This window comes from Halapricum desulfuricans (genome assembly GCF_017094465.1).
GTDB lineage: Archaea > Halobacteriota > Halobacteria > Halobacteriales > Haloarculaceae > Halapricum.
The window spans coordinates 2,423,751-2,442,863 of the sequence record NZ_CP064791.1; the positions used below are offsets into that span (position 1 = coordinate 2,423,751).

Genomic DNA, 19,113 nt, shown 5'->3' on the forward strand with positions numbered 1-19,113 from the left:
CTCGTGTCGAGCGTCGTCTTGGGTAACGCGCCATCCGAGCGGGCGCGTGTCACCGCTCCAGAGCCCATATCCGCCGACCTTACCGGCCGTGTTTGGTCACGCAGGTCGCCAGCCCCTTCAATTCGACCGGCTCGGAGTTGTCCGGCGAGTAGACGACCATCTGGCCCTTCTCCATGTAGGGCACCTTCGATTCCAGATTCGAGGGGATGTTCACCGCCGAGATGGCGTCCTCGTCACCGAGGTTGAGGACGACGGTCGTGTTGATCTGCTTGAAGACGGGATCGGCGATGTCCTGGGGGTCCTGGGTGATCAGGAAGAGCCCGAGCCGTTCCTTGCGGCCCTGTTTTGCGGCGTCGGTGAACTTGCCGATGACCTTCCGGGCCTGGACAGTGTCGGCGTCGGTCAGGAAGTTATGGGCCTCATCCATACCCAGGATCAGGGGTGTCTCCTCGATCCGGTCGAAGGTCGGGTCATTCGAGAGTTTCTCGTCGACCAACAGTGAGGCGAGCGCGAGTACGACCGTCTCGGTCGCCCGTGAGTCGTTGATGTGGTAGGTCGGGACGACCGTCAGCCCGCCGGGGCGGACGAACTCGCCGACGAGATCGGTGATCGGGCGGGCGTCCTGATCGAAGACGCCACCGAACCCGAGTGCGCGCCGCCGGACGGCGTCGAAGGTCGCCTCGTGGACTGTGCCCGATTCGTCGAGTTCCTCGCGGAGGGCCGGATCGTCGAGGAAGGACGTGAACTGCTCGTAGGTTCCGCTTCGACCGTACTCCTGTTTGAAACGTTTCAGGAGGACGTTCACCAGCGCGTTGTACTGGTTGTCGTTGAGCCCGCTGGAGGCGATCAGCCAGGGGTTGTCGTAGACCATCGAAAAGGGAATGGTAAAGGGGACCTGCTCGGCGCGGTGATGGTCGGCGGCGTAGCTCGCGCCCTCGACATCGGGGACGAACGCGACGGTGTCCTCAACGCCCCCGTAGGCGACGCCCTGTCGCTCACACCGTCGTTTGAACGCCTCGGGCAGTTCGCCGTCGTCGTGCATCTGGGCGTACTCGTCCTGGGGGTCGAAGACCACGAGCGCGGGCGAGACTGTCCGGTCGCTCCCGGATTCGACCGGATAGGCGCGTTCCTCGTCGAGGTACTGCCGGAGGACGTTCTTCGCGCCGTGAGTCTTGCCCGAGCCGGTCCCGCCGGCGATCAGGGTGTGTCGGAACACGAGCGGGTCGCCGTCGGCGTAGTCGTCCTTCAGCCGGTAGTCGATCGTCGGCGGCTGGGCCGCGGTCTCGACGCGCTCGCCACCGACCGAGAGGTGGCCGAGGAAAACCCCCTCGGCGGGGATCTTCAGGCCGGTCTTGATCTCGGTCGGGTCGTCGGCCTGCCGGACGACCGTCTCGGGTTTGGGGACGCGGTCGGTCATTCGCCGCTTGAGGTCGCCATCCTCCGAATAGAGGACGGCGACGGGCTCCAGCGTGGCCATGAACTTGAAGTCCTGCTCGTCGATCTCGCGGGAGGCCATCGCGCGCTGGGCGTGGATCTCGGTGGCGTCGTCCGCGCGGAACTCCGGAGCGTACTCCAGGGCGGTGATCCGACAGAAGAGTCGTTCCCCATCGGGATAGGGCACCAGCAGGTACTTGCCGATCCGGACGGCCGAGCGATTCGAGACGGTGATGTACGCCCGCAGACGGGTGTCGTCCTCGTCTTCGCTGATCGTCAGTCCGTCCGCAGCCGAGAGGACGCCGATACCGTGCTCGGCGCTGACGGGATCGACGTCGACCTCCTGGAAATCGTCGGTCCGGTCGGCGTCCACAGGAGCGTTCGCGGCACTCTCGTCGTCGGCAGAGCCGTCTTCGTCGCCGTCGAATTCGGTGAAATCCCCGAGATCGGACATACCCTACTCGAGGAGTGGCGGCGACTAAGTAGTTCTGCCACGCGAGAGACCGGTGGAGAGAGAATCCCGTGATCGTGTGGCTACCTTCCGCGTAGGAATTCCTCACAGCGATCGATCATACGGTCAGTGAACACCTCCGTGATTTTTCCCTGTGGATTTGCGACTGCCTGGTGTTTGACCGTGCCGATGACCCACGGCGAACAGTACGACGTCTTATCGGGGTGGCTCCCGGTCACCCAGTCGTCCCCAACCTTGTGATTTGCCGGGAGGTCACTCGTCGTGAGCGCGGCACAGAGGTATTCTTCCCCCGGAAACGGGAGATTGTCTGCGGTAAGGACTACCCAGAGACGCGGATGTGACCCCTTTCTGAACGGGTCCGGAGCCCAGAAGACATCGCCTTTCCGATAGCGCTCACGCACGGTCCTCACGGGGATCAACCGCGTAGTCTTGCCAGTCGTCGTATGCCATCGGTTCGTCTTCGTGGCTCGCCGCGACATCGGCTGCGTGGCCTGCAGCAGCGTCGACGCTCCGAACGTGGTCGCTCACACGCCAGTAGTTCCCCTTGTGGTCGACGCGTCCGGCTTCGCGAAGACGAACGAGCGTCGGCCCGACGGAGCCGTCGGTAACGTCGGTCGCTTGCGCGATCTCTCCCCGAGTGAACGCCTGATCGGCGTGGGACTGGAGAAACGAGAGTATCTCGTGTGCATTTGTCTCCGGGGATGGACCACTATCGTCATCAATTTCATCAAATCGATCCGTGCTGATCGGCATATGTACTAATTTGTATTGGATGTACTAATTCGTTCGGGCCTGGTCAACTGTACGATTCGGGAGTGACCTGATCAATGCGCCCCATCCAGTTGCATCCCAAAAGGACACCAAGGGGGACACCCAATAGGGGAGTGATGACCGCGTGGTTTCGCGTCATGACCTACAACGTCCGCTACGATAACCCCGAGGACGGCGACCATCGCTGGGAGTACCGCCGGGAGGGCGTCGCGGACACCATCCGCTTTCGGGAGCCGGCACTGCTCGGCCTCCAGGAGCCGCTTTCGAACCAGCTCGCGTACCTACAGCGCCACCTCCCCGGCTACGAGTGGGTCGGCGACCCGCGCGTCGACGGCGACGGCGAAGGGGAGTTCTCGCCGATCGGCTTCGACGAGAAACGCTTCGCCCTCGAAGCGTCCGACACGTTCTGGCTCTCGGAGACGCCCGACCAGCCCGGGACCGTCGGCTGGGACGCGCGCCATCCGCGGATCGTCACCTGGGCGCGCCTGCGCGACCGCCGCTCGGACACCGTGTTCGTCCACGCCAACACGCACTTCTCCCACGACGGCCCGCAGGCACGCCGGGAGAGCGCTCGACTCCTGCGCGAACGACTCGACGACGTCACCGACGGCGAGCCCCTGATCGTGACGGGCGATTTCAACTGTATCGCCGGCGAGCCCGCCCACGAGACGATCGTCGATCCCGAGGCGGGCAGACGGCGACTGGACAACGCGCTCGAACGCGCCGAACACGGCCATTACGGTCCCGAAACCTCCGTTACGGACTTCGAACATCTCGTCCCCAACCGGAAGATCGACCACGTCTTCGTCACCGACAATGTCGAGGTCCGCCAGCACGGCGTGTGCACGGATCTGTACGCCGTGGACCGCTACCCCTCCGATCACTTCCCCGTGCTCGCGCAAGTGCGACTCGAGTGAAGAAAAACCGGGCGAGGAGCAGCGGCCCGAAAGACTCGTGTCGGCGCCCTTTTTCGTATCAGCCACATAGATGTTGGTATGTTACTCGTCCGTGGGGAGGCCGGCGGGACGGCCCTGACGGGAACGCTGTACGAACCCGGCGACGACCCGCCGTCGTTCGAGGGCGCGCCCGACGAAGGAGCGCCGTACGTGTGGGTCTGTGATGCCTTCTACGAGGTCGAAAGCGGCGGGCAGGTCCAGCAGATCGGAGACCGTGAGATCAACGTCGCCTTCGAATCGCCGAGTCCGCGCGGATTCGAAACCCGTGATCGGGCAATCGAGGCCGCGAAAGAACACGTCCGAACCCAGTTTCAGCGGATCGGCGTCAGCGCCGGGGACGTGGCGATCGCGATTGAAGAATCGTGATCTCGGGTATCGGATCGCTGTGACGGTTTAACCAGGTGGCTATCAACAACAGAGCAGGCTGCCGTAGCGGTGGACTCGCAACCGCCGTCCACAACTTCTCGGGAGTCGAATCCGGGGAAATGACGTCTTTTGTGGGATCATTCCGACGACCACAGAGACGCTAGTTCGTCGTTTCGGGTTCGGAGACGGCGACGACCTGCTTGCCGATGTTGTCGCCGGAGAAGAGCCCGAGGAACGCGTCGGGCGCGTTGTCGAGGCCGTCGACGACACTCTCGCGATGGCTGATCGCGCCGGAGACGACCCACTCGCCGAGCTGTTCGCTGGCTTCTTCGAACCGGGTGGCGTAGTCGCCGACGAGCAGTCCCTGGACTTTCGCGCGCACCGAGATGAGTTGTGGGAGTTTCCGCGGCCCGGTCGGCACGCCCTCGTCGTTGTAGTGGGCGATCTGTCCGCAGACGGCGACGCGAGCGTCGAGATTCAGCTTCGTGAACACGGCGTCGGTGATCGGACCGCCGACGTTGTCGAAGTAGACGTCGACACCACCGGGCGCGGCGTCGTCGAGTGCCGCACGGTAATCCTCGACCTGTTTGTAGTTGATTGCGGCGTCGAAGCCGAGGTCCTCGGTGAGCCACTCGACTTTCTCGTCGGTGCCCGCGAACCCGACGACCCGGCAGCCGTTGCGTTTCGCGATCTGGCCGACGACAGAGCCCACTGCGCCCGCAGCACCGGAGACGACGACAGTGTCGCCGGGGTTGGGCTCGCCGACCTCCAGCAGCCCGAAGTACGCGGTTCGGCCGGGCATGCCGAGGACGCCGAGGTACGCCGGCAGGTCCGCGACCGACGGGTCGACGGGAGCGACGCTATCGGCGTCCAGCACGCTGTAGTCCGCCCACGTTCCGTTGCCGGTCACGAGGTCGCCAGGGTCGTAGGCGTCGCTCTCACTCTCGACGACTTCGCCGACGACGGCACCCGCCATCGGGTCGCCGACATCCCACGGCTCGGCGTACGACTCGGCGTCCCGCATCCGTCCTCGCATGTAGGGATCGACCGAGAGGTAGCGTACGCGCACCAAGAGTTCGCCGTGTTGTGGCTCCGGTACGTCGCCCTCGCGGAGTTCGAAGCTGTCCATGTCCGGTTCGCCGTCAGGGCGCTGTGCGAACACCCACTCGCGATTCGAGTTACGCATGCGTTGTCTTGCGTTCTCGCACCGAAAGCAGTTCCTCTTCCAGCAGCGGCGTCCGGTAGCGGAAGCGTTTCTAGTCGTCGGCCCGGGCGGCCGTCGGCGTCTCGGGCGGAGCGATCGGTTCGCCCATCGCGTAGACCGTGTTGTGGCCGGTGATCTCGACGTCGACGAAGTCGCCGATCTGCAGGCCCTGAAGCTGTGCCTTCGGGAGTGCGACCTGGCGGTGGGCCTCGTCGTATCCGACCAGCGAGTCGTCGGTGCCATCCTCGGTGAGCAGGACCGATCGCTCGGTGCCGACCATCGCCTCGTAGGCCTCGCCGACGACATCCATCTTCACCTCGCTCATCGCCTTCGAGCGTTCCTTCTTGAGCGTGCCGCCGAGCCCGTTCATCTCGGCGGCGTCGGTGCCCGGCCGCTTCGAGAAGCGCGTGACGTTGAGTTTCTCCGGGCGGATCTCCCGGATGAGATCCATACTCGCCGCGTGATCGTCGGGCTCCTCGGTCGGGAACCCGACGATGAAATCCGTCGCGAGCGTCCAGTAGTCCAGATGCTCGTCGAAGGTGGCGACGATCTCGCGGAACTGCTGGACCTGGTGCTGACGACGCATGTCCGCGAGTACGTCGTCGGAGCCGCTCTGGACGGGCGCGTGCAGGAAGTTGTAGATTTCGTCGTGTTCGGCGAAGACTGCTGCGAGTTCCTCGGCGATGCCATAGACGCCGCCGGGGTTGGCCATCCCCAGGCGAACCCGGAAGTCGCCCTCGATCTCGGTACAGATCCGGCTCAGGAGTTCGGGAAGCAGGCTCTCGCCCTGATTGATGTCCCAGCCGTAGACGCCGGTGTCCTGGCCGGTGATCCGGATCTCGCGTGCGCCGCCGTGCACCAGCGCGCGGGCCTTCCGGACGTTCTCCTCGACCGACGGGGAGTCGATCCGGCCGGTCGCCTGCTTGGTGATGCAGTACGAGCAATCGCTCATGCAGCCGCGGGCGATCGGCAGGATCCCGGTCGCGTCCGTCAGGACCGGCTCCGTGTCGGCCGTGATCGTCGGACACTCGCCGTTGAGGACGTACCCGGGGACGTCGTCCCAGTGGAGGATCTCGGCGTCGAGGTCGTCGAACTGCTCGCCCTGAGCCAGCGCCATACAGCCCGTGACGATCAGGTCAGCAGGCGTCTGTTCGTCGAGTTCTTTGGCCCGCCGGAGCATATTGCGCTCGGTCTTCTCGACGACCGTGCACGTGTTCAGGATCGCGACATCTGCCGCCTGTGGCGAGGACGCCGGCCGGTGACCGCCCTCCCGCAAGGCGCGCTCGATCTGCTGGGTCTCACCCCTGTTCGAGGTGCACCCGTAGGTCTCGACGTAGTAGCGGGCCATCGCTACCGTTCACTAGACGTGTGGGGGCAAAAGGACGGCGGATCCGGAATGGCGCTCTCAGACGGACCCATCGCGGATCGAATGGAGCGACACGTCCACCGGCAGGTCGCCGAACTCCGGATCCCCACCGATCACAAGTGTCGCGTCCGATGCAAGCGCGAGCGCGGCCGCGTAGGAATCACCGAGTGAAATACCACCGGCGCCTTTGATACGGGCGACGGCGTGCCAGGGCGGGGTCTCGATCGTGATTCCGTAGCCGCGAAGAATGCGCAGGTCATGCTCCCCGACATCGAATTCGTCGTCACCGGGCGAGACGTGGTTTGGATCACCCGTTTCGAGACGCGCGATCTTGTATACGAGTTCGGTCGCAGTGGCATGGGAGAGTGCGCCGGTCGCCTCGTCGTTGTCGATTGCCGTCAGCCGTTCAGTCACGTCCGAAGCGCCGGGCTCGTCGTAGAAGTACGCAATGAGCGGCTCCGTATCGAAGACGTAGTCGGTCACTGGTCCCGGGCCTCATCGCGTTCGAGTCGCTTGTCCGCTTCTTTCATTTCCTCCAGGTGTTCGAGGACGTCGCCCCGTTCGTATCGGCCAGCATGAACGCCCTGCATCTCCTCGACCGAGGGGAGGGGCTCGACGACGATTTTCCCGTCGTCTTCGTGAATGAGTACCTTGCCCGGCGCCTCGATGCCGAACCGTTCGCGGTATTCCTTGGGGATCGTCGCCTGCCCCTTCCTGGACACGCGGACGACCGTTCCGTCGTCAGTATTGCTCGGCATATATGTATTACATTTCGAAGTCGTACTACTAACCACTTTTCGTAGTACGTATGCTCCTGAGAAACAGGACACGAGTCCCCATGTATCGGATCGATACCCTTTCTGTCGTCGCGGACGGCCCTATGCACATGCCACTCCTGCCCAGCGGGTTAGTCGTGCCGCCGCTCGCGTATCTCCTGGGGTTGCTCGTCGGAACTGTCACGGTGACCGCGTTCCTGCTCGCGTTGGGGCCGCGCGTCCAACAGCGCCACGTGCTCGCGCTGGTGCCGTGGATGGTCGTCGGGGCGAGCGCGCACGCGCTCTATCAGATCGATCCAGCGGCCGGCGTCTACCCGGACGTGGTCGAGCCGCTGTTCGGTGCGCCCGCTGTCTACGTCACGACGTTTGTCGCGACCGGGGGCGTCTGGGCCGTCCTCTCCTTTCTCTCGAACGTCAACCCGAGCGAGAACACGGTCGCGCGCGATCTCGGGGCGATCGGCACGATCGCACTCCTCGGACTCGGCGTGTTCGCGAGCCAGCAGGACGCGTTCGTCGCTGCCAGGCCACTCTGGTCGGCCATCGGGATCGTGATCACGGTCCCCGTGACGGTCGGCGTGTATTTCGGGATGGCGTATCTCACGACGGAGGTCGTCGCCAGAGCACGACTTGTCGGCGGGCTCGTCATCTTCGCGCACGCGCTCGACGGGATCACGACCGCCATCGGAATCGACGTGATCGGGACGACCGAGCGGTCACCGCTCCCGCGAGCGATCATGGACCTCGCCGGCTCGCTGCCGATCGCCGAGACGGTCGGCGTCGGCTGGCTGTTCGTCGTCGTCAAGCTCGCGATCGCGATCGCGATCGTCTATGCCTTCGCCGAGTACCTCGAGGACGAGCCCGTTCGGGGCAACCTGGTGTTCGCCCTCATCATCGCGCTCGGTCTCGGGCCGGCCGTCAACAATCTCGTGCTGTTCGCGCTGCGGGAGAGTGCGGTCGCTGCGGTCGTCGCCGGATAAGGGTACTGATCCGTCCTGTCCTCGTGGCCGGTTCCACGTCGATACGTGATCATCGCTCTAGAGATCGCGCGCTGACGACCCGCTTCGATACGGGATATCGTGGATATCCGGTTCAGCAGTCGCGGCCGGACCGGGACCGCCCCTGGCGCTCCAGGGAATGCGGCATCGACCGCTCGCAGATCAACCCCCCTGAGACGTATCTCCCCCATTGATCGCCGGAGCGCAATGCTTCCTGCATCACGTGTGTGACCGTCTGGATCGACACGATCCGGACGGACACCGACACCGCCGGCATCGCCCGCGTCCGTCTGTGCTCGTTCAGCGGGAGACTCAGCCTGTGATTTCTCGGATAGTGAGTTCGCGTCTGCTTCAGCCGGGCCGCCGTTGCTGTACCCGGCCGTGGTGGCAGAGATTTCGACGACGGGGTTCGTGTCGAGGAAGCGCGTCAGGACAACGCTGCCGGAGCACGAGTGCTGCCGCTATCGGGCGCGAAAAAATGAAGAAACGTCAGGAGTCGGCGAAGCCGACTTAGTTGTTGCGGCGGACAGCGAGCAGCGCAGCGCCGAGGAGCGCGACGAGCGCAACGGCGATGCCGAAGCCGGGTCCGTCACCGTCACCTTCGTCGGTGGTGGTGTCAGCCGGCTCGTCAGTCGTCGTGGTCGTCGTGGTCGTCGGCGTGTCCGTCGGCGTGCTCACGGCGGAGTCGGGCACTCGGACAGTCGCGCTGTCGGTGACCGCGTCGCCGTCAGCGTTGGTGTACGGCGCGTCGGCACCGGGGAAGTCGAACGTCTGGTTGTCGTTGTCGTCCTGGTGGGCCATCGCCGTCACCTGGTTGTCACCAGCGGACAGCGTGGTGTCCAGCAGAACGTCAACGTCTTCGACCGTGCCCGGAGCGATGTAATCGGAGCTGCCGATGACGTCACCGTCCGCGTTGTGGATCACGACGAAGCCACCCTCGGGCAGGTAGGCCTCGGCGACCGTGACGACGTCACCGGTGGAGCTCTGCTGCTGGCGGAAGTCGACCGTGGCGATCTGCGGTTCCTGGACCGTGTAGGTCTGGCTGTCGTCGTCGATCGTGGCGGTGACTTCGTCGCCGGCGCTCAGGTCGCTGAGATCGAACTCGCCGGCGAAGGTGCCGTCATCCTGGACCGTCGCGTCGACAGTCTGGACGAGGCCCGGACCGCTGAGCTCGATCGTGACGGTCGTGCCGGCATCAGAAGTGCTGGTACCGGAGATGACCTGTCCGTCGGCAGCGTAGAGCTCGAGGTCCTCGTCGAGCTGCGCGTCAGACTCGACCTGGAAGCTCTGGGTCATCGGCTCGAAGCCGGCGGGTCGGGTCTCGAGCGTGTAGGTCCCGAGTTCGGCATCCGAGGCGATCTCGATGGTCGCGACGCCGTTCTCGTTGGTGGTGAACGAGCCGATCACGTTGCCGTTCGTGTCGGACAGCGCGATGCTGGCGAGGTTGAGCGGCTCACCGTTGGACTCGCGCGTGACCGTCACGTTGAGCGTGCTGCCCGGCGTGACGGCCTCGCTACCGAGTGCAAGGTTGACCTGCTTGTTCGAGCGCAGGACGTCGAACGTGATGTCCTCGTTGTCGATCGTCTTGGTGATCGGACCGCTGGCGTTGCCGCTGCGCAGCGCGATGATTCCGTCACCGGTACCGGTCGGCGTCACCGTGAGGTAGCCGACCTGTCCAACTTCGTACGGGACGTTCGGATACGGCGCCGGGTTGTCACTGACGAGCGTGTCAGTGTCGTTGATCAGGCTCGTGTCCGTGTTGATCGTGGTCTCGGCGACCGGGTCCGAGGCCGTGTCGATCGCGAAGCTGAGCGACGGGACCGGGAGGTCGCCGTCGTCAGCCGGGAAGGCCTCGACGCGCAGCGTCTGGGTCACGTCGTTGGCCAGGATCATGTTGCCAGTGTCCTCAGCGGTCGGCAGCATGGCGCCTGACTGGTCGTAGACCTCGACGCGCGGGAGCTGGCCTTCGGGCGTGTCGTCCCATTCACCGACCGGACCGTTGCTTCCAGGGGTGAATGCACTGGCGTCCGTGTACGCCTCTAGCGAGTACCTTGAGAGGTACTCGCCGTTGGCGTCGGACTCGTTCGGCTTGATGTCGAACATGACGAGACCGGTCTCGTTGTTCAGCGTGACAGTCGAGCCGGCCGCGGAGTTGTTACCCGTAGAGAGGAACTCAACGGTAGCGTCACCGACGCCGCTGTCGATGAGGGTCAGGTTCGTATCGTCAAGCACGGTACCGTTGATCGGCGTGCCGAGGGCGTCAGTGACCTGTCCCTCGACGCGGTACCAGCGGTCGATACCGATGGTCATCGTCTCCACGCCTTCGACAGACGTGAAGTTGTCCGCAAGGTCGTGGTTGACGTCGGACTCGTTGACACCAATGATTTCGGTGTCGATGTTGGGGTTCGCAGCGTCGAAGTAGCCCGTTTCCTCATCGGTCATGTAGGAGGCGTCGGGCGTCGTGATCCCCAGCTGGAACGTGTCGACGTCGTTGGCGCTGTTGTTGAATCCGAAGACATCGCCAGGACTCGCTACATCGTTGTTAGCGCTGTCGACGTAGGTGCTGTTCTGGATGTCGTCGATCACGTAGGTGCCGTTGGCCGGGTCGCTGGCGCTCTCATTGAAGTAGACGCCGTGCGAGTTCCCGTCCGGGCCAACAATTTCGACGAACGGTTCGCCGTCGAGCGATGCGTTGGCAAGGGTGTTCAGCGAGACGGACGTATTGCCGATTCCTTCGGTCAGGTTGACCGGCTCACCGTCTGCGGTGGTGAGCTCGAAGGCGATCTGTTCGTATTCGACGCCCTTCGTGAGCGTGAACTGCTCACCGTCTCCAGTGTCCTGGAATCCGCTGTACGTGCTGGTCTGCTCCGGCAGGTATTCGACCTGGAGCGTGTCGTCAGCAGCGAGGTCGACCGTGCGGACCGCGGCATGGTCGACTTCCTGCTGTTCCAGCGCGTTGTCATGCGGGTTCTGGTCGGCATACTGGTACGCCGTGAAGGTCAGCTGCGAGATGTTTTCGGCGAGACCGTCAGAGTTGTCGTCGATCCCGCGCGGACCGAGCGAGATGTTCTCGAAGACGTACTCGCCGTCGTTAATGTTCGAGGTCCGGCCGTCTGTCTCAGTGTCGAGCGCGTGACCCGACTGAGTCAGACGGACCAGACCGTTGTTGACCGGCGCGAAGTTGTCGTACGGCGCGTTGACGACGGACGTCAGATCGACGTTCTGGTCACCGAGGATCTCATCGGTTTCGTTACCGTCGATGAGGAACTCCTCGATTTCGAGACCGGACGCGTCCAGCGGGAGGGTAACCGGATCCTCGCCCTGGACGTAGATCTCGTGAGTGATCTGCTCGTCAGCCTCGTCCGTCGCTGTCGGACGGATCAGGAACGCGTACTCGAGATTGCCGTCAGTGTCGACATCGGTGTAGTTCGCGTCGAGCACGTTTCCGTTCTGGGCGTCAACCTTGAGGGCGCCAGTATCGTTGGCGTAGACGGTCGCATTAATCTCAGCGCCGTTGATCTCGATCCGGTCGAACGACCCGTTAGGCGTGATAGCCTGGTTGGTCTCGTTGCGGAGCTCGAAGGACGGACGGTAAACCGTCATCCCGTCGAGATCCTGGAAGCTGTCGTTACCGAAGCGCTCGTTGTTGCTGATCCGGTCGCCGGTGGAGTCAGCGAGCGGGAGCACTTCGACAACAGCCGGACCGTCGTCGGTCAGGATGTCGGTGTAGGTGCCACCGAATCCAGTCTCGTTAGTGAAGCTGGGGTTGGCGGTCTGGGGCTCTTCGACACGCTCGTCGATGATGTTTACCGGGTCGGCACCGCCGAGAGGGATGGACTCACTCGCCGTGTAGTCCGGCTCGGACGGTGAGGCAGCCGCGTCGTCCATCTGCTCGAGACCTTCGTAGGTCTCGCTGCCGTTCTGCAGTTCGAGCGTCGCGGTGACATCAGCACCCTCTGCGGGCGTCGCGTTGAACGACGCTGCACCGGTGCTGTCCGTCTTGACGCGGATCCAGTCGATTTCGCCGTCTGTAACAGAGTCGTTGGCGAGGATGCCATCCTGAGCGTCATCGAAGGAATCCGCAAGGAACGGTCCAGTGACGTTGATGTATCCGCGGACGTGGCTCTCGTTGGACGTGTTCGAAGCCTCAACGTACTGGTCAGTCACCAGCGGGAAGCCGTTCTCCGAGTCGTTCAGCTGGATGTTGTACGTTTCTTCGAAGGTCGCCAGGTTTTCGCCCTCAGCCGAGAACTGCAGGTCGGCCTGCTGGGCGTCAACGACGATGTCCTGGTAGCCGATGAACGCGCCCTCGTTCGTGCCGAGGTTCCACGTTCCGGCGTCGTTCAGTTCGAGCGTGAACCCGAAGGAACCGTCACTCGCTGACGTCGTGGTCTTCTGGGTCGAACCCGTCGGGTCCTCGACGCGCAGCGCGTAGCTGCCGAGGCCGCCGTCGGCGTTCGCGACTGAGCCATTAACGACGTCGACGGTCTGACCGTAGACCGGGTCAGTTTCCGTGCCGTCCTGATCGACGACGTCACCGCTGACTTCCAGTCGGGTGTCGATCTGAGCACTACCGTTGTGCAGGTAGTCAGTGTCAGTGGTCGTGTTGGTTCCCGCGTAACTCTCCGCCACATAGGCGACGTAGCTCGGCTGTGCGTCGACGCCGACCTCCGCGTCGTCAGTGGGGTAGTCGTTCTGGAAGTCGGTCGCAACCTCGTCGAAGGTGCGGACGACCTGGAACAGACCGCTTCCCGTGTCCGAGGACGCGACGACAGACACAGTGCTGTTAGCGTCCTGGTCCGAGATGTTCGAGTCGTAGGCGAGTCGGTAGTCGACGGTGTGATCGTCGACGAGGTCACCGGGGTACTCGTAAATCATACCCTCGATGGTCGAGGTCTCGCCCTGGAGGACGGTATCGTCCTCAAGCTGGACATCATAGTTCGAGGTGTTGTAAGTCTCTTCCATCTGGCTGTCATTCGCGCCAGAGACAACGACCTTGCTGGAACCATTATAGGTCTTCCCAGCGGTCAGCTCGACCTGAATCTCGCCAACAGCGTTGTTCAGATCGTTTGTGCCGTTATCAGTTACCTCGATTGTCTGTTTCACTTCACCATCGACATAGTTCTCGACGGTGACCGTTTCGCCGTTGCCCACAGTGATATTCACTGTGAACGAGTCGCCAACAGTATCCTGGTCTGCGATGGGATCAACAGCAGTAACGTCGGCTGCTGCTCCACCCGTGAACGCAATACCCATCGCGAATGCCGATCCGACCATCAGCACTGCGAGGAATATCGCGCGCAGTTTCTCACCAGGAGTTGTATTGTGTCCTGTCATGATTGGGTATAGGGTGTGTTACTGCCGCGCACATACGTGCGGGAATCCGATCCGCCTGTAAGAGTTCGTATCATTGCGTTTACCAGCCTCAGTTATGGCTACGTCAGAAACAATCCGATGGCGTCGTTAAATACTTTGTGTCCTCGATTGAACGCCAATTACGGATTTCGTATATATCTTTGCACATCCAGATGCCGGCAAAAACACAGTTTCAGGCACATATAACACACAGATCGGCTAATAGGCTGCCGGCACATGATAGAAATATGACTGAGAAAATCGGGCCGCGTCAGACGCTCGTGTGACGTGGTACCACTCGACAGGAGACGGCCGTACAGCGCGTGAGAGGGTGGATTCGCGACTCACGCACGCGAGCAGACGCGACCGCGCAGAGATTGTATCTATTTGAGGAGAGTTCGTAGAGAGTCATACTGGTGGCTATACCATTTCGAAATGATCTGGCACGCCGTCGTGCCAGATATCTGTACGAACGTATTGCCACCAGTATCAGCCCGCACATTGAAATAGCACACAAACCAACTAGACAGCAGATGTCCACACAGACTGCTCGCATCGCCAAGGACCTGCTCGATGAACCCCACATCGAGGGTCGCCGAATCCCTGTCCTCACGATCGCCGAGCGGGTCGAGGGGCGAGGATTAGAGCCGAAAACCGTCGCCGATCGGTATGATCTCGACGTCACCGAAGTGTATGCCGCGCTCTTGTACTACCACGAGCATCCCCGAGCGTTCGAGGAACTGCGACGCGAGCGTGACGAACTGATGGACGAAATCGAGGCCGATATCAACCGGCCTGAAGGTGTATCGCCGCCAAACTGACGATGCGCTGGGCCTTTTTCGTCGACTCCAACCTGGAGGCACGAGTCGCTGAATTGCTCCAAAAAGAGGGGTATCGGGCCGAACATTCCGACCGGACGCTTGACCCGGATGCAGACGACGTCGACGACATTCTCCCGTACGTTCGCGAGGAAGAACTCATCGTCATCACGTCCGATGTGAAGAACTTCGCCCGGTTCGATGAATCCCGGCACGAAGGAGTCTTCTTTCTCAACAACCAGCGCGAATCTGCCTACACGATTGCGAACGCTATACTCGACATCGTCGACGCCTACGGCAGCCCGGACGAGATGAACGGCAAAAGGGAGAACCTCGATAAGTGGATTCGATAGCGCCCACTGCTGTGAGGAGAGTCGGGAGTCCGCCGCTATGCTTCGAAGGGGTCGTCAGCCGTCGTAAGACGGGTGATCTCGGGTACACTGTCGAATCCGTCATCGAAGCTATAGAGGTATTCGACATCCTCGCGTCGCATCGCTGCGACGATGACTGCATCGGTCAACGAGAGTGCCTCGTACCGACGAAACAGCGATCGACCGGTGCTGAAATCGGACTTTGACGTCCAGAGGACGGTGAACCCACTACTTTCGACGAGCGCGTCGAGCGTTTCGGTGGCGGCGTCGTGGCCGGCTCGCGCCTGGAGGTAATTGAGGACCTCCGTGAGCACGTCAGTGAGGACGTACGCCGTCGGTAGCTGGCCCTGATCGATGGCCGTCGAGATAGATCGCCCTCGCTCGTGGTGCTGATCGCGAGCGAGACGGGCTGCGATGAGGACGTTCGCGTCCACGACAGTTCGGGCCATCAGAAATCCCCGAGAACGAGATCGTGATCGTCCGCTGCATCGGTCGGTTCACCGATATCGATGGCATCGAGCTTGAAAAACGCGCCGTACTGTTGTTTGACGAGCTCGACCGAAAGTGCGCCGTCCTCGTCGACGCGCCAACGGAGCTTGTCACCCGCCTCGACGCCCGCTTCCCGCCGGACCGCGGCCGGGACCGTAACCGAATAGCTTTCGTTGACGGCCGTTTCGTCCTCGATCTCGTGGGACATAGCCGAATGTACGCCGCACGTGCACAAGTAATTTGCCTCCAAATTTGCCGGGATCTGGGGGCAACCTGCGGGTACCGGCCTGAGACAATCTCACGACAGCGTAGCTACCAGCCGAACATAGCGATTACCGGACCACTACGACTCGTCCTCGTCGGGATCGTCCGCCGTCTCGGCGTGATCGCCCGTCTCGCCCGCCTCGATTGCGTCGTCGGTCTGCGTTTCGACATCCCCACGCCCGCCGGCTCCGCCCGAGGCCGCAAGCGGATCGTCACCCCGTGGCAGCGAGGGCGGATCGTAGCTGTAGACGGTCCCGTCCGCGACGACCAGATACCGGTCGGCAGGCGTTTCCAGTACCCGTCGGTCGGTGTCGATCGCCAGGTCGACGAGCCCGCCGAGCGTCGCTGTCTCGATCCGGTCGTCGGCGTCGGCGAGTCGGGCCGGGGGCGTGTCGACCGCGGTGATCCACTCGTCGAACTCGCGGCGGTCCGAGCGGTAGTCGAGATACGCCCGCTCGCGGTCGCCCACGTCGAGCCAGCCCCGGCGGTGGGACACGGCGACCCCGAGCAGACCGCCGAGACCGACGATTGCGAGCAGCGGCCCGCCGTAGGACCGAAGCGGCCCCGTCGTCACCGGTACGGTCCGTTCCGTGAGGACCGTCCGCTCGCCGCTTTGCACGTCCGGGCCGCTGTCGTTGACGCGATAGACGCCGTCTTCGATGGTGAAGGGGAGCCGATAGGACCGGGTGGTCTCGACGGGCTCGCCGTTACGGCGGCCGTCGAGTGCCACCGTCGTCTCGAAGAACGTCTCCGTGGTACCGACGGTCGCGCCCAGCTCCGACCGGATCTCCTCGACCGTCGTCTCGACGGCCGTCACGTTCTGCTCGAAGCCCATCCGAAGCGTCTCGCCGGGTGCGAGCGTCCGCTCGGTGCGGTCGAGGGGCTCCGTGACACGCCACTGTTCGGTCCCGTCGTCGGTGACCGAGCGTACGACCAGCGCCGTCGACGCGTTCGCCGTGAGCGAGCCGTTCGAGGCCGCGTAGTCGTAGGTGAACGTCCCCTCGAGCGTCGGCGCGATCCGCTGGAAGTACTGCGTTCGGTTGGTGAGCGTCTCGCCCGCATCGAAGACCCGCGTGTCCTCGACGACCGTCGCCTCGTGGGCGAACTGTCCGGTCGCATTCCAGGTGACGACCTGTTCGGTCGTCGTCTCAGTTCGTTCGTCCGGTCCGGTGTGTGCGTCGTACGCGACGCCCCCGCCGACGACGACCAACACCGCGAGCGCCAGCACGACGACGCCGAGATATCGGTCGACGGCAGCGCGGACGCGGAGTCCCCGAGATCCCATCACGTTGACCATTCAACGGCCCGATATTAATACTGTCGCCGGGTGGCCCCGCTGGCGCTATCGCAATCGGGCGAGCAACCGGTCGACCGCGGTCGGTCCGTCCCTGTCACGCCGGCGGACCCGCCCGGACCCGACGAGCGCGATCCCGACCACGTAGAAGGGCACCCCGATCAGGGCGTCGATGACGACGATCGGGAGCCAGGGATGGAGCTCGTACAGCGTCCGGACGTGCGGTTCGGGGAGCACGCCGAGATACCGATATTCCGTGAGGAAGAGTCTATACGTCCCGGTCTCCGGCGGTGCGGTGAGCGTCAGCGTCCCGTTCCGAACGTCGTTGCCCGCAAGCGTGAACGACGCCGGCCGCATGTCGACGTTCTCACCCCCCTCCTCGAAGTAGACGTACACCGGCACCTGACCGCCGTTGCCGACGGTGTACTGCAGCGTCTCGTTGGTTCCCTGCTGGATCACGTCGGACCGCTCGGACTCGAACTCGGCGCTGACGATCTCGAACGACTGCGGTCCGGCGGGAGCGACCATCGCCGCCGTCGCGGCCAGCACGAGCGACGCGGCCATCACCCCGACGAGCAATCGCGCGCTGAGGCCACGGTCTCGGCCGCGGCTGCGATCCCGGCGACGGTCGTTGCTGAACCACACGTCAGCCGCGTACAGCACGACCGTCAACCCGAAGATGAGATACGCGAGCCCCTGGGTCCCCAGCAGCGACCGAGTGCCCAGAAGGCCAGCCAGCCGGAGCTGTGCGGCCTGGACGACCGATTGCACGCCCTCGGCGAACGTCCCGAGATAGGGAATCGTCACCGGTTCGCCGCCGACCTGCCAGGCCACGGCGACGATCTGTTCGCGTTTGACCGGCGGCTCCCCGCTGTCCTGGTCGGTGAACGGGTTGGCGTCCCCTCGCGTGACGTAGCCGCGGTCGGTCTCCTCGACGATCCGGTGAGTCGTGAGGCCACCGCCCTGGATCTCCTCGGCCTCGAACACGACGATATCGCCCTCCTCGATCGGACCCGCGGCCTCCGCCGGGATCGCGACGAAGCCGTCGCCGGCGGCGATCGTCGGCTCCATGCTGCCCGTGGTGACGTAACTCAGCAGGACCGGCTGGCCGAGCAACTGACCGGCGACGAGCGCGAGGAGCACGAGGGCGATCACCGCCCCCGCGGCCTTCGTGACTGTCCCCCGCCAGTCCATTGTCCGGTCTTTGTGGCCGTCGTGATAAATAATCGATGGCTCACGCAACCGGATACGGCGCGCGCTGGAGGTGATGATAGAGATACGACGCGATGAACCCCAGCGCGTAGCCAACGACGTGAACGTAGAGGTTGAACACGCGGGTGCCGGAGACCGGGTCGGACGGAAACGTCGCGAACGGCACGGCAAGGAACAGCAGCAGCGCGCCAGCCGCCAGTTCGGCGTAGCCGGGTCTGTCGATCGCCGCCCGGAGCCGCGTGCGCGCGCTCGGATTCCCGTCGGCGATCCCGAGCGCGTACAGCGCCACGACCAACACGAGGAGGACCAGCAACTCGGCGAGCGTCGCCGCGAGTACCCACGTGACCGGCGCCGGGACGCCGTCGACGGCGACCGTGACGGGGTTGGCCAGCACTGCCCGGAGCGTCTGAACGGTCACGAAAAAGAGCCCGGAGAAGAACAGCAAGGGCGCGCCGCTCGTCACGTCGCCCAGGTCCAGACGCGACTGTGCGTAGGCGGCAAGCGCGAGCGGCAGGGTCCCGTAGTAGACCATCACCACGCCGGAGAACCCGAACGCCACGCCGCGACGGACGACCGCGAGGTTGAGATACGACAGCAGCGGCGGACTCGCGACCAGCAGCGACGCGAAGACGATCAGAAACTCCCGGCGACGGTCGCTGGCGACGCTCAGCACGTACGTCGTCCCCGCGATGAGAGCGTACCCGACGACGTTGAACAGGAGATGTGTCCGCTCGAAGTGGACAAACGGAGAGGCGGCCGCGGTCCGGGCTGTCGGTGACGCGTACCGGAACACGAACGCCTCGCGTGTCGCGGTCGGCAGGGCGTAGACCCCCAGCAAGGCGACCGGAACGACCGCCAGCAACAGCACGTCGACGGCGGACGCACGCCGTCGGACGGTCTGCCACAGTGGCCGCGGTGGGGGTTCGGAAGCGTTCGCGTCCATCTCGTACGTGGCGTGCGGGGGAACGGT

At 63.8% G+C, this 19,113-nt stretch carries 18 protein-coding genes; 5 read left to right on the top strand and 13 right to left on the bottom strand.

What is annotated here, in order from left to right:
- Nucleotides 1-79 precede the first annotated feature (79 nt).
- From HSEST_RS12380 to HSEST_RS12385, 3 genes are all read right to left on the bottom strand, one after another.
- On the bottom strand, nucleotides 80-1,888 hold the full coding sequence (locus HSEST_RS12380; RefSeq protein ID WP_229121251.1) for an ATP-binding protein: 1,809 nt from the start codon (nucleotides 1,886-1,888) through the stop codon (nucleotides 80-82).
- An 80-nt stretch (nucleotides 1,889-1,968) separates the two neighbouring features.
- Nucleotides 1,969-2,385: a hypothetical protein gene (locus tag HSEST_RS14695; protein ID WP_418886517.1), complete on the bottom strand. Its 417-nt coding sequence runs from the start codon at nucleotides 2,383-2,385 to the stop codon at nucleotides 1,969-1,971.
- Nucleotides 2,300-2,659: a MarR family transcriptional regulator gene (locus HSEST_RS12385; protein WP_229121252.1), complete on the bottom strand. Its 360-nt coding sequence runs from the start codon at nucleotides 2,657-2,659 to the stop codon at nucleotides 2,300-2,302. Before HSEST_RS12385 ends, HSEST_RS14695 begins: the two co-directional genes overlap by 86 nt.
- A gap of 134 nt (nucleotides 2,660-2,793) precedes the next feature.
- On the opposite strand from HSEST_RS12385, the gene HSEST_RS12390 reads away from it, so the two are divergent.
- Nucleotides 2,794-3,594, top strand: coding sequence for an endonuclease/exonuclease/phosphatase family protein (locus HSEST_RS12390; protein WP_229121253.1), 801 nt, complete (start codon nucleotides 2,794-2,796; stop codon nucleotides 3,592-3,594).
- A gap of 78 nt (nucleotides 3,595-3,672) precedes the next feature.
- Complete coding sequence (locus tag HSEST_RS12395; RefSeq protein WP_229121255.1) at nucleotides 3,673-3,999, top strand: DUF7113 family protein; 327 nt, start codon at nucleotides 3,673-3,675, stop codon at nucleotides 3,997-3,999.
- 160 nt (nucleotides 4,000-4,159) lie between these two features.
- Here the strand turns inward: HSEST_RS12395 and HSEST_RS12400 are convergent, their stop codons facing one another.
- From HSEST_RS12400 to HSEST_RS12415, 4 genes are all read right to left on the bottom strand, one after another.
- Nucleotides 4,160-5,185: an NADP-dependent oxidoreductase gene (locus HSEST_RS12400; RefSeq protein WP_229121257.1), complete on the bottom strand. Its 1,026-nt coding sequence runs from the start codon at nucleotides 5,183-5,185 to the stop codon at nucleotides 4,160-4,162.
- 70 nt (nucleotides 5,186-5,255) lie between these two features.
- Nucleotides 5,256-6,551: a tRNA (N(6)-L-threonylcarbamoyladenosine(37)-C(2))-methylthiotransferase gene (locus HSEST_RS12405; RefSeq protein ID WP_229121259.1), complete on the bottom strand. Its 1,296-nt coding sequence runs from the start codon at nucleotides 6,549-6,551 to the stop codon at nucleotides 5,256-5,258.
- Between the two features lie 57 nt (nucleotides 6,552-6,608).
- Nucleotides 6,609-7,052, bottom strand: a complete 444-nt coding sequence (locus tag HSEST_RS12410) for a PIN domain-containing protein (RefSeq protein WP_229121261.1) — start codon at nucleotides 7,050-7,052, stop codon at nucleotides 6,609-6,611.
- Entirely contained in the window at nucleotides 7,049-7,327 is a 279-nt protein-coding gene (locus HSEST_RS12415) for an AbrB/MazE/SpoVT family DNA-binding domain-containing protein (protein WP_229121262.1), read from the bottom strand. Before HSEST_RS12415 ends, HSEST_RS12410 begins: the two co-directional genes overlap by 4 nt.
- 128 nt (nucleotides 7,328-7,455) lie before the next feature.
- On the opposite strand from HSEST_RS12415, the gene HSEST_RS12420 reads away from it, so the two are divergent.
- A complete protein-coding gene (locus tag HSEST_RS12420) occupies nucleotides 7,456-8,322 on the top strand; it encodes a DUF63 family protein (protein WP_229121264.1) in 867 nt (288 codons plus the stop codon).
- A 528-nt stretch (nucleotides 8,323-8,850) separates the two neighbouring features.
- Here HSEST_RS12420 and HSEST_RS12425 read toward each other — a convergent pair.
- Nucleotides 8,851-13,677, bottom strand: a complete 4,827-nt coding sequence (locus HSEST_RS12425; RefSeq protein WP_229121266.1) for a DUF7282 domain-containing protein — start codon at nucleotides 13,675-13,677, stop codon at nucleotides 8,851-8,853.
- Nucleotides 13,678-14,228: 551 nt separating this feature from the next.
- On the opposite strand from HSEST_RS12425, the gene HSEST_RS12430 reads away from it, so the two are divergent.
- Together HSEST_RS12430 and HSEST_RS12435 are read left to right on the top strand one after the other, a co-directional pair.
- On the top strand, nucleotides 14,229-14,516 hold the full coding sequence (locus HSEST_RS12430) for a DUF433 domain-containing protein (RefSeq protein WP_229121268.1): 288 nt from the start codon (nucleotides 14,229-14,231) through the stop codon (nucleotides 14,514-14,516).
- Nucleotides 14,517-14,518: 2 nt separating this feature from the next.
- The gene (locus HSEST_RS12435) at nucleotides 14,519-14,866 is read left to right on the top strand and encodes a DUF5615 family PIN-like protein (protein ID WP_229121269.1); all 348 of its coding nucleotides are present in this window, start codon (nucleotides 14,519-14,521) and stop codon (nucleotides 14,864-14,866) included.
- Between the two features lie 35 nt (nucleotides 14,867-14,901).
- On the opposite strand, the gene HSEST_RS12440 is transcribed toward HSEST_RS12435, so the two are convergent.
- The 5 genes from HSEST_RS12440 to HSEST_RS12460 all read right to left on the bottom strand — a co-directional run bounded on the left by HSEST_RS12440 (nucleotide 14,902) and on the right by HSEST_RS12460 (nucleotide 19,086).
- Nucleotides 14,902-15,333 (bottom strand): type II toxin-antitoxin system VapC family toxin, encoded by a 432-nt coding sequence (locus HSEST_RS12440; protein WP_229121272.1) that lies wholly within the window; start codon nucleotides 15,331-15,333, stop codon nucleotides 14,902-14,904.
- A complete protein-coding gene (locus HSEST_RS12445) occupies nucleotides 15,333-15,581 on the bottom strand; it encodes an AbrB/MazE/SpoVT family DNA-binding domain-containing protein (RefSeq protein ID WP_229121273.1) in 249 nt (82 codons plus the stop codon). Before HSEST_RS12445 ends, HSEST_RS12440 begins: the two co-directional genes overlap by 1 nt.
- Before the next feature lie 135 nt (nucleotides 15,582-15,716).
- Nucleotides 15,717-16,922 (bottom strand): DUF5305 domain-containing protein, encoded by a 1,206-nt coding sequence (locus tag HSEST_RS12450; RefSeq protein ID WP_229121274.1) that lies wholly within the window; start codon nucleotides 16,920-16,922, stop codon nucleotides 15,717-15,719.
- Between the two features lie 57 nt (nucleotides 16,923-16,979).
- Nucleotides 16,980-18,125, bottom strand: a complete 1,146-nt coding sequence (locus tag HSEST_RS12455) for a signal peptidase I (protein ID WP_229121275.1) — start codon at nucleotides 18,123-18,125, stop codon at nucleotides 16,980-16,982.
- 40 nt (nucleotides 18,126-18,165) lie between these two features.
- On the bottom strand, nucleotides 18,166-19,086 hold the full coding sequence (locus HSEST_RS12460; protein WP_229121276.1) for a hypothetical protein: 921 nt from the start codon (nucleotides 19,084-19,086) through the stop codon (nucleotides 18,166-18,168).
- Nucleotides 19,087-19,113 lie beyond the last annotated feature (27 nt).